Below are 10,552 nucleotides of genomic sequence, written 5' to 3' on the forward strand. Positions count from 1 at the left end.
ATCCTAAAAATTGAAAAACTAAAATTATTTCAATCTCAGAATAAAAGAACACTGATAAACCTATAATTATTGGCAAACATAAAATTGTTGCATAAAGTAAAATGATCTTGAACTTGTATCTAATAAAATCTTTAGGAGACTTAGAAAAAATCCAGACATAAAATTTATCTTCAGTAGTTGTATAATAGTTTAAACAGGATAACATAACCACAATCAGTGAAAAAATTCCTAAATTAAAATTATGCACACTAATAGCCATAAATGTCAAAAAATAAGCGAATATGTAGATGTAATAATTTGTTCTAAACCCAACAGCAAACTCAAATGGATATTTGTAAAAAGGAGTTGGAAACGTAAAATTAGCTTTGGTTTTAAAACTCATTAGCGACAAAAAACAAACAGTAATAAGAAGAATAACTGCATTAAAATATTTTTCTTGATAACATAAAAAAATGATGAATGCACTAGAAACAATTAAGTTTTCGAGTATTCTTATTTTGAAATATTCAACTCTTGAAAAATGAAGCTTTAAAAATTCATTTTTACGTATTTCATTTAAACTTACTATCACACCTAAAGAAATTACCATGAAGATATAGTCAGCATATTGCGTTTTTTCAAATAATTTATTTGATGAAAACACAAATACACAAAAACCTACCACATAACCTATTATTGGTTCAATTCCCCACTCGGTTAACTGTCTGTTCAACATTTTGAATCGTAAAATAAAATAGTCTTTCATTGAAATAAATGGCAAGATTGCAATTAACTAGTAACTAATTCCATTATTTGATCGCATCTGTTGCAACTATTTTTCTAATGGCTCAAAACTAACAGCTGTACCTCCGCCCGCTGCCAAGATTAATTTTAGTTTTGATTTACTAGTGACCGTCATTGTTTTTATTTGATAGGCAATTGGATTGTTTTTCCAGTCTGCATTCGCTGCATCGGCATATACAATTGCTTTGTATTTTTTACTTGGAGTAAGAAAATCCAATTTCACTTCTGAAGTTCTTGCATTTTCATCTGTGATGGCTCCTAAAAACCACGTTTCTTTTCCTTTTGTTTTTCGGGCAACTGTCAAGTAATCTCCAGGTTCTGCTTCTAAGTATTTACTTTCATCCCAATCTGTTTCAACGTCTTTGATAAACTGAAAAGCATCCGGGTATTTCTCATAATTCTCTAGCAAGTCGGCTGCCATTTGCAAGGGAGAATACATCGTTACGTACAAAGCCAGTTGCTTGGCTAAAGTGGTATGAACTTGCTCTGATTTATTTTTATCGTAATAACTCATCTTGATTTCGAATATTCCTGGCGTATAATCCATAGGTCCACCCAAAAGTCTTGTAAAAGGTAAAATCGTTTCATGCATAGGAGGATTTCCCACACTCCACGCATTGAATTCATTTCCACGAGCCGCTTCGGCAGCAATATAATTTGGATACGTTCTTCCAAAACCAGTTGGTCTTGACGATTCATGAGAGTTAATCATAATCTTATAATCGGCAGCGCGCTTTGCAACGAAATTAAAATGGTTTACCATGGATTGCCCGTCATGAAATTCTCCACGTGGAATAATTTTACCCACATACCCCGATTTTACTGCTGGATAATCGTATTTTTTCATCAAATCAAAAGCGCGATCCAAGTGTCTTTCATAATTACTAACAGAACCCGATGTTTCATGATGCATGATCATTTTGACGTTTTTTTCTTTGGCGTAAGCCGAAAGCGCTGCAATATCAAAATCCGGATACGGCGTAGTAAAATCAAAAACTTCCTCTTTCCAGTTGCCATTCCAGTCTTCCCAACCTACATTCCAACCTTCGACAAGCACACCATCAAAACCGTTTTTAGCAGCAAAATCAATGTAGCGTTTCGTATTTTCAGTAGTGGCTCCGTGCTTCCCCGAGGCTTTTGGTGCATCGGCAAAATTAGTGGCATTTTGAGAACCTGCATAATCCCAAGTTGATTTCCCTACGTGCATTTCCCACCAAATTCCAACATATTTCATGGGTTTTATCCAAGAAGTATCCTCAATTTTTGAAGGTTCATTGAGGTTTAAAATCATCTTTGATCCAACAATATCTCTAGCGTCATCGCTAATCATGATGGTTCTCCAAGGCGATACACAAGGCGTTTGCAAGTAGGCTTTGTCACCAATGGCATTTGGAACTAATTCGGCTTTTAATTTATAATTTGTCACATCAGCATTCAAATGCATGACTGGATAATTGACAACCGCTGCTTCAAAAATATTGAGATACAAACCCGATGGTGCTTTCATCATCAAAGGTGTTTGAACCATAAATTTCCCTGGAATGGATTTTACTCCAATACCGTTGTTCATATTGATTTTGGAATTATCAATTTCTGAAAATTTCGTTTCGTTGTATTCGTATTCATTACTATCGAAATCACCTGGAATCCAAAAAACTTTATTGTTTTCGGCAAGATTAAATTGGGTAACCTCATCAGAAATGATGAAATAATTCAGCTCCGCTTGTTTTGGGAAATCATATCTAAAAGCTACCCCTTCGTCAAAAACTCGGAAAATGATATTCATTTTTACCTTCGTTTCCTTATTAAGGAGCGAAACAGTAAGTTCATTATAGTGATTTTTAATACTCGATTGTTCCCCTAAAACGGGCTTCCAAGATTCATTGAAACTGGAAGTTTTTGAATCCAAAATTTCAAAATTAGCATCTAAAGCTGATTTATCCTTTAATTTGATCCCTAAAGCACTTTCTAAAACCGCCGGCTTATTTTTGTAATTTATAGAATAACTGGGTTGACCATTAGGAGCTAGCTTAAAATTTACGGCTATTTCTCCCGATGGTGATTGAATGCTTTGAGCGTAGCCAAAATGGAAAAAGAGTAGCAAAGTAATAATTATAAATTTTTTCATATTTTATTTTTTTAACAAGTCAGCAATTCAAATACTTGTTTGGCAATTTCTACTTCTTCATTTGTAGGAACCACTAAAATTTTTGTTGGTGAATCAGCGGCATTAATTTCGCGAATTTCTTTGGATCGAATTTCATTTTTGGATGCATCCAATACAATTCCGAAATACTCCATATCGGTGCACACTAACTTCCGGATATATGATGAATTCTCACCTATTCCTGCAGTAAAAACAATAGCATCTAATCCGTTTAAAACAGCTGCATAAGAACCTATGTATTTCTTGATACGGTAGGCATTCATGGCCAAAGCCAATTGGCAATCAACATTTCCGTTTTCAGCATTGGCTTCAATATCCCTTAAATCACTGTAACCCGTAAGACCTAACATGCCACTTTGTTTTTGTAGCATGGTATTTACAGAATCTAGTGAATAGCCTAAAGTGTTAACCAAGTAAAAAATCACAGATTGATCCACATCCCCACTTCGGGTACCCATAATCAATCCATTCATGGGACCAAAACCTAAAGTATGATCCATACTTTTTCCTTCTTTTATTGCCGTCATGCTACATCCATTGCCTAAATGAATAGTTATAATTTTAGAACTAGAGATAAGCGAATTTTGTTTCAAATACTGAATGGCGTTCTCCGAAACATATTTATGACTCGTGCCGTGAAAACCGTATACTCTAATTTTATTTTCGGTCAAAAGATACTTTGGAATGGCATATTGATGCGCCACTACGGGAATACTTTGATGAAAAGCCGTGTCAAAAACAGCTACTTGTTGTGCTGCTGTAAAAATTTCTTCGGCAACAATTATTCCTTCAAGATTAGCAGGATTGTGTAAAGGAGCCAACTCAAATAGTTGTCTTATTTTATCTTTAACAGCCTCATTAATAAGTACGGTATTCGAAAAATCATTCCCGCCATGTACCACACGATGTCCTACCGCTTTAACTTCATCAGTACTTTGAATAACACCAATAGTTGGATTCATTAAAAGCTGAGCAATTTTCTCTAAGCCTATTTTATGATTGGGAATTGAAATTGTCTCTTCTAATTTAGTGGTATTAGTTACGTATGTTAAATTGGAAGTTTCAAGACCTATTCTATCAATCATCCCTGAGCAAATAACCTCGTTTGCTGGCATGTTAATCATTTGGTATTTTATAGAGGAACTCCCTGAGTTTATGATAACTGTTTTCATTCAAATTTTATTAAAAGATTAAAAGTTACAATCCTTGTGCTTGAATTGCTGTAATTACAACTGTATTTATGATATCATCAATGGTACAACCCCTACTTAAATCATTTACCGGTTTATTCAATCCTTGTAACATCGGACCAATGGCGAGCGCTCCTGTTTCTCTTTGAACTGCTTTATACGTGTTATTTCCAGTATTTAAATCAGGAAATATAAGCACACTGGCTTGACCTGCTACTTCAGAATTTGGTAATTTACTTTTCCCAACGGTCATATCCACAGCGGCATCATATTGTATAGGTCCTTCAATTTTTAAATCAGGACGTTTTTGGCGAACAATTTCGGTAGCGGCTCGAACCTTATCCACTTCATCCCCTTTACCTGAAGATCCGGAAGAATAAGAAAGCATGGCAATTTTGGGTTCAATTCCAAAAGCCAAACTTGAATCGGCAGAAGAGATGGCTATTTCAGCGAGTTGCTCTGCAGTAGGATTAGGATTGATGGCACAATCCCCAAAAACGGAGACGCGATCCTCTAAACACATAAAAAAAACAGAAGAAACCACTGAGGAATTCGGCTTTGTTTTAATAAACTGTAAGGCTGGCAAAATTGTATGCTGTGTAGTATGCGCTGCTCCTGAAACCATTCCGTCAGCGTGACCTTTGTACACCATCATGGTGCCAAAATACGAAACATCTTCCATCAAATCTTTAGCCATACCAAGTGTTACGTTTTTGGCTTTTCGCAACTCAAAATAGGTATTCACATAATCGTCATAATGTTTTGATTCAATGGGATTAATTATTTTAATTTTCGAAAAATCGAAATTTAGACCCAACTCAACAACTTTATTTTCTATTTGTTTTTTGTTGCCAATAATAGAAATATCAACTACATCCATTTCTAATAAACGAGAAGCTGCAGCCAAGATTCGATCATCATTGCCTTCGGGCAATACAATATGTTTGCGGTGTTGTCTGGCTCTTTTTACTAAGTTATATTGAAACATTTTAGGAGTCATTCCATCAGCTTCAAACGTAATTAGTTTTTCGGATAACGTATCAACATCCATATACTTCTCGAAAGTAGCGATAGAAATTTCAATTTTCTGTTTGTTGTTGGCATAAATTTTAGATTTGATACCGCCAATTTTGTTCGTAATATAATAAGTTCCTTCTTCTACGGCAATGATCGGCACTACGGTTGAAAGTCCTTCAATTAACTTTAAAATACTTATTTCCGGCAGAATGTTTCCAGTTAATACAATACCGGAGATTGTAGGATAGTTGACCGATTCATTTGCTTGTAAAGCCCCTAGGATTATATCGGCTCTGTCTCCTGGAGTAATAACAAGGCTATTCTCTTTTAGGTGTAACAAATAATTTCTTAATTGCATGGCACCTACACTAAAGTTTCCTGTTTGATTGTTCAAGTGAGCCTCTCCAAAAAGTACTTTTGCCCCCAGCTCTTTGACAATTTCTTGCACCGTAGGATTATTTAAATGATGAATCATAGGAATACTACTCACCATCACAGTATCTGGCAAGGTTTTTAATAATCCATTGGTAACTAATGTTATGTTTTCTGGTTGTACTTTATTGGCAATTACGGCAAGGACTTCAACATCCTTCACTTTGAATGAATCATAAGCTAAGTATAAACTGTCTAATAATTCCTCGAGAGTTTTCCCTACTCCAGATCCTACAATTATTGTGGGAATTCCTAAATTTTTGGCAATGAGCACATTCATATCGAGCTCAATAACGGTTCCTTCACCACTAAACCCCGTTCCTTCTACTAGTATAAAATCAAAACGTTCTTCTAGTTTTTTATATTTTTCGATTATTAAATCTAGGACCTCCCCTATTTTTCCTTTATTTTTTTTCTTGATTAATTTACTTTTGGTAATTGCAAAGGCATCCTCAAAGGCGATATCAAGTCCAAAATGTCCTAATACGGTTTCAATATGATTATCAAAGCCTCCTTCCTCGATATCCTCAATAATAGGTCTAAAATAACCTACTTTGGCTGTTTTCCCTATAAGCATGCTCATAAGTCCAAGAGTAACAATCGATTTTCCGCTATTTTGCTCGCTGGTTGCGATATATATTGCTTTGTTCATTTTTTATTTTTTTAATTATCAAAAGGAAAACTAAAGTTATTAAACAGTATTAAAACCAACGTCTTTTTTTGAAATAAATAATCATTCCAATTACTATTAAAAACATGAAACCCATTACGGTTTGATAGCCGTATTTGTACTTTAATTCTGGTAGATTTTCAAAATTCATTCCATATACGCCTACAATAAATGTAAGCGGTATAAATATGGCCGAAACAATAGTGAGCGTTTTCATGATTTCGTTCATCTTATGCGTTTGAGCCGAAAAAAAGAAATTAGAAGCACTCTCCAATGAGTCCATATCCGAATCAATTTGCTCTAAAAGTTCTAAGCACTTTTGATGTAAACGAGCAAAAAAACTAAAAGTATCCGCCTCAACTACATTAAAAATAGAATCATCTTTTATGCTTTTAATATCGTACAAGGAATCTCGAAGAGGAATAATAGCGCGTTTTAAGACATTCAAGTTGTCACGGTGCTTCTCTATTCGCTCTAAAATTATAGGATCGGGATTTTCTTTAGTTAGATTTATAAGCTCTTCTACTTTATCCTCTTCGCTTTCTAGTGTAATGTAAAAATTTTCAATAATGGCGTCTAGCAATATATACAATAAGTAATCAGGACCTTTTACGCGTACAAGACCTGAATGGGTTCTAATCCTTTCTCTAATGTGTGAAAAAAAATCACTTCTTTTTTCCTGAAACGAAATTAGAATTCCATCTTTTAACAAAAAACTAATTTGTTCAATACTAATGTTCTCTGAATTCTCAAGAGGTAAAAGCGATTTAATATTGAAGAATAAAAAATCATGTGATTCTTCAAATTTTGTTCTTCGTACCGTGTTTAAAACATCTGATAAAATAAAATTATCAATATTAAAATGTTTTCCTATGGCTTGCAACCAATCTACATTATTAAGTCCGTGAATGTTGAGCCAGTTTATTTTAGAAACATCAATTAACTGATTTAGTTGTTCTACTTTAAAATCAGTGTACTCTGTAAAATCAATATCATTATAAACAAACAATTGCATCTCAGACTGCATGTCCTTGTGAATACCGGTATATTCAAGATGATACGGCACTAATTTCTTGCCCTTTTTGTATTTAATTTTTCTCATTAGTATTCAGTAAACTTCTTGTATAACGGTTTGGGTTTGTTGTAGTGATTTTAAGTAAAATCGCCACTATTTCTCACTCAAAACAAAAGTAATGAGAATTAAATGACTACGTAATAAAATGACTCTCGAAAAATAATAAAGTTTCAAAAATCAAACGAATGTTAATTTATGTTAATTATTATAGTTTGGAAATTTTAAGAGTTCATTATTAAAAATATATCAATAGATTTGGAAATTAAAGATGAATAAATACGAATGCGCTCTATTTATTTACACAAAACTAATTATTAACTATAATATGTAGAATTACATGCTCAAAAACAAACTAACCCTAATTATTGCGTGTATCGCACTTTTTGCTGCTCCTGCGTCATTTGCTCAGAGCAAAAAAAAGAAAAAAAATGACAAAACGGTTGTTGCAAAGGTTGAACCCAAGCCGAGCGACACTAAAAAAGAACCTAAACCTTATAAAAAAGTTATAGACTCAACAGCTGTAACCCAAAAAGGATTAATTGATGTTCATAAAACAGATAACAAGTACTTATTCGAAATTCCGGACAGCTTACTTGGTAGCGAAATTATGACAATTACTAGATATTCTAAAACACCTGCGGGTGGAGGAATTTTTGGTGGTGAAGAAATCAACAGACAAGTAGTTCGTTTTGAAAAAGGAATGAACAACAACATTCTTTTACGATCAATTACCTACGTAATTATGTCACCAGATGAAGATAAACCAATGGCACAAGCCGTAAAAAATTCTACATCTGATCCTATAATTGGGAACTTTGACGTACTTGCGTACAAAAAGGATGAAGCTGGAAAAATTACAGGATATGTACTTGATTTAACTTCAACTTTTGATGGAGATGTTCAAACCTTTTCACTTGATCCCATCAAGAAACAATTGTTAAACATTCAAGCTTTTCAAAAAGACAGATCTTATATCTCTAAGATAAGTAGTTTTCCAATAAATACAGAGATTAGAACTGTTAAAACATTTACAACGGTACCGCCTAGAATTAACCTAACTCCTACTCCACAAATTGGTGTAAACCTTCCATCAGCACTTGATGCAGGTGTAGTAACTGTCGAGATGAATACATCTATGCTTTTATTACCAAAAAAACCCATGCGTAAAAGAGTTTTTGATGCTCGTGTAGGTTATTTTGCAAATGAATACAGTGTTTTTGAGGAAGAATCTCAAAAATCAGAAAATAAAGTATTTGCTGTAAGATGGCGTTTAGAACCAAAATCTCCAGAAGATGCTCAAAAACAAAAAAATGGAGAATTAATTGAGCCATTAAAACCTATAGTATATTACATTGATCCTGCAACTCCTGAAAAATGGAAAAAATTCATCAAACAAGGTATTGATGACTGGCAAGTAGCTTTTGAAGCTGCTGGATGGAAAAATGCAATTCGTGGCGAATATTGGCCAGAGAATGACCCAACAATGAGCTTAGAAGATGCCCGTTTTTCAGTACTTCGCTATTTTGCAGCCGACATCCAAAATGCTTACGGACCTAATGTTCATGATCCTAGAAGTGGAGAAATTCTAGAAAGCCACATTGGTTGGTACCATAATATCATGAGTTTATTGCGTAACTGGTACTTAATACAAACGGCAGCGGTAGATCCTGCAGCAAGAGCAAAGAAATTTGATGACAAATTAATGGGCGAATTAATCCGTTTTGTGTCTTCGCATGAAGTAGGTCATACTTTAGGATTACGTCACAATATGGGAGCTAGCTCCGCAACTCCTGTTGAAAAATTAAGAGATGCAGCTTACCAAGAAAAAAATGGTCACACATCATCTATAATGGATTATGCTCGTTTTAATTACGTTGCGCAACCAGAAGATGGTGTAAAACATTTGTTCCCTAGAATTGGTGATTATGATAAATGGGCAATAAAATGGGGTTATTCATATTTTGAAGACAACAAAACTGAAGCACAAGAAAAAACAGTTTTGAACGATATGACTAAAGAAGCCTACAAAAACAATCGTTTATGGTTTGGAACTGAATCAAGTCCTTATGATCCAAGATATCAAACAGAAGACATTGGAGACAATGCTATGAGAGCATCTGAATATGGTATTAAAAACTTAAAAAGAATTTTACCAAACTTAATAGAATGGTCCAAAGAAGATGGAGAAAGCTATGCTGAATTAGATGAACTTTACGTAGCACTTACTGGACAATTTAGAAGATACATGGGACACGTTACTAAAAACGTGGGGGGTATTTATGACAACCCTAAAACCTATGATATGTCAGGAAATCAATTTCAAGTAGTTCCTAAGAGTATTCAAAAAGATGCAGTATCTTTTCTAAATACTCAGTTATTCACCACTCCAAAATGGCTATTAGATCAAAATGTACTTTCTAAAATCAATCCTGATAGTGGTGTTGAAGCAATTAAATCAATGCAAGATGCTACGTTGTCAAGCTTAATGACAGGAGATCGTATGGTAAGACTAATGGAAAGTGCTACAGCAAGTAAAGACAACTACAGTGTAGACGAATTATTATCTGACTTGAATAAAGGAATTTTCTCTGAACTTAAAACAAGTAGCTCTATTGATATATTTAGAAGAAATATTCAAAAAATTTATGTAGATAAAATGATTGAACTTTTAAAACCTGGTACTACAACGGTACGATCTGTACCTGTGGGAGTTACTTACGGATTTAATTCAAGAAGAGTAAACTTAGCGCAAACTGATTTACCATCTATTGCAAGAGGTCAATTAATTGCACTGAAAAATGAATTAAAAATGTCATCTTTAAAAATGACGGACAAAATAAGTAAATACCATATTCAAGATTTAATTTATCGCATAAGTGATGCTTTAAATCCTAAACAATAAGTTCAAAAGGGAAACTGTGTTAATGACAGTTTCCCTTTTACTTTTATTAAAAAGTTGTAATAATCTGCTCTTTTGATTTATATAAGTTTATACTCCTGAAATAAAAAAAGCCCAATAGTATCGTAATACTTTTGGGCTTTTTTTGTGCTTTATACCATCCCTAATTAAACCATAGTGAGAAAGTAGATTACCTGTAAATAACCCATCATTAACTTATATAAACGCAGTTTTAATTTTCTTAAACAGACAAAATAGCCATCAACATCCTATAAATATCTACCGAAATTACATTCAATAGCGAGTTACAGTTTAAACT

6 protein-coding genes are annotated in these 10,552 nt (G+C 33.8%); 1 reads left to right on the forward strand and 5 read right to left on the reverse strand.

The window, feature by feature from the left end; translation table 11 throughout:
* From DNC80_RS13520 to corA, 5 genes are all read right to left on the reverse strand, one after another.
* Window positions 1-745, reverse strand: a 745-nt coding sequence (locus DNC80_RS13520) for an ABC transporter permease (RefSeq protein ID WP_182651666.1), incomplete at its 3' end; no start/stop codon positions are given.
* A gap of 66 nt (window positions 746-811) precedes the next feature.
* A complete protein-coding gene (locus tag DNC80_RS13525) occupies window positions 812-2,911 on the reverse strand; it encodes a glycoside hydrolase family 97 protein (protein WP_182651667.1) in 2,100 nt (699 codons plus the stop codon).
* An 11-nt stretch (window positions 2,912-2,922) separates the two neighbouring features.
* Window positions 2,923-4,122, reverse strand: coding sequence for an acetate/propionate family kinase (locus DNC80_RS13530; RefSeq protein ID WP_182651668.1), 1,200 nt, complete (start codon window positions 4,120-4,122; stop codon window positions 2,923-2,925).
* Window positions 4,123-4,147: 25 nt separating this feature from the next.
* Window positions 4,148-6,241 carry a phosphate acetyltransferase gene (gene pta, locus DNC80_RS13535; protein ID WP_182651669.1) on the reverse strand — a complete coding sequence of 698 codons (2,094 nt, stop codon included), beginning with the start codon at window positions 6,239-6,241 and terminating at the stop codon, window positions 4,148-4,150.
* Window positions 6,242-6,290: 49 nt separating this feature from the next.
* A complete protein-coding gene (gene corA, locus DNC80_RS13540; protein ID WP_182651670.1) occupies window positions 6,291-7,361 on the reverse strand; it encodes a magnesium/cobalt transporter CorA in 1,071 nt (356 codons plus the stop codon).
* A 310-nt stretch (window positions 7,362-7,671) separates the two neighbouring features.
* Between corA and DNC80_RS13545 the strand changes: the two genes are divergently transcribed.
* Window positions 7,672-10,236, forward strand: coding sequence for a zinc-dependent metalloprotease (locus tag DNC80_RS13545; protein ID WP_182651671.1), 2,565 nt, complete (start codon window positions 7,672-7,674; stop codon window positions 10,234-10,236).
* The last annotated feature ends 316 nt before the right edge of the window (window positions 10,237-10,552 follow it).

It is taken from the genome of Flavobacterium sp. SOK18b (genome assembly GCF_014156605.1).
Lineage (GTDB): Bacteria > Bacteroidota > Bacteroidia > Flavobacteriales > Flavobacteriaceae > Flavobacterium > Flavobacterium tiangeerense.

Bases quoted from the DNA above. Each gene is read 5' to 3' on its own strand.
- DNC80_RS13525 (WP_182651667.1), bottom strand. From the start codon at position 2,911: ATGAAAAAATTTATAATTATTACTTTGCTACTCTTTTTCCATTTTGGC.
- DNC80_RS13530 (WP_182651668.1), bottom strand. From the start codon at position 4,122: ATGAAAACAGTTATCATAAACTCAGGGAGTTCCTCTATAAAATACCAA.
- pta (WP_182651669.1), bottom strand. From the start codon at position 6,241: ATGAACAAAGCAATATATATCGCAACCAGCGAGCAAAATAGCGGAAAA.
- corA (WP_182651670.1), bottom strand. From the start codon at position 7,361: ATGAGAAAAATTAAATACAAAAAGGGCAAGAAATTAGTGCCGTATCAT.
- DNC80_RS13545 (WP_182651671.1), top strand. From the start codon at position 7,672: ATGCTCAAAAACAAACTAACCCTAATTATTGCGTGTATCGCACTTTTT.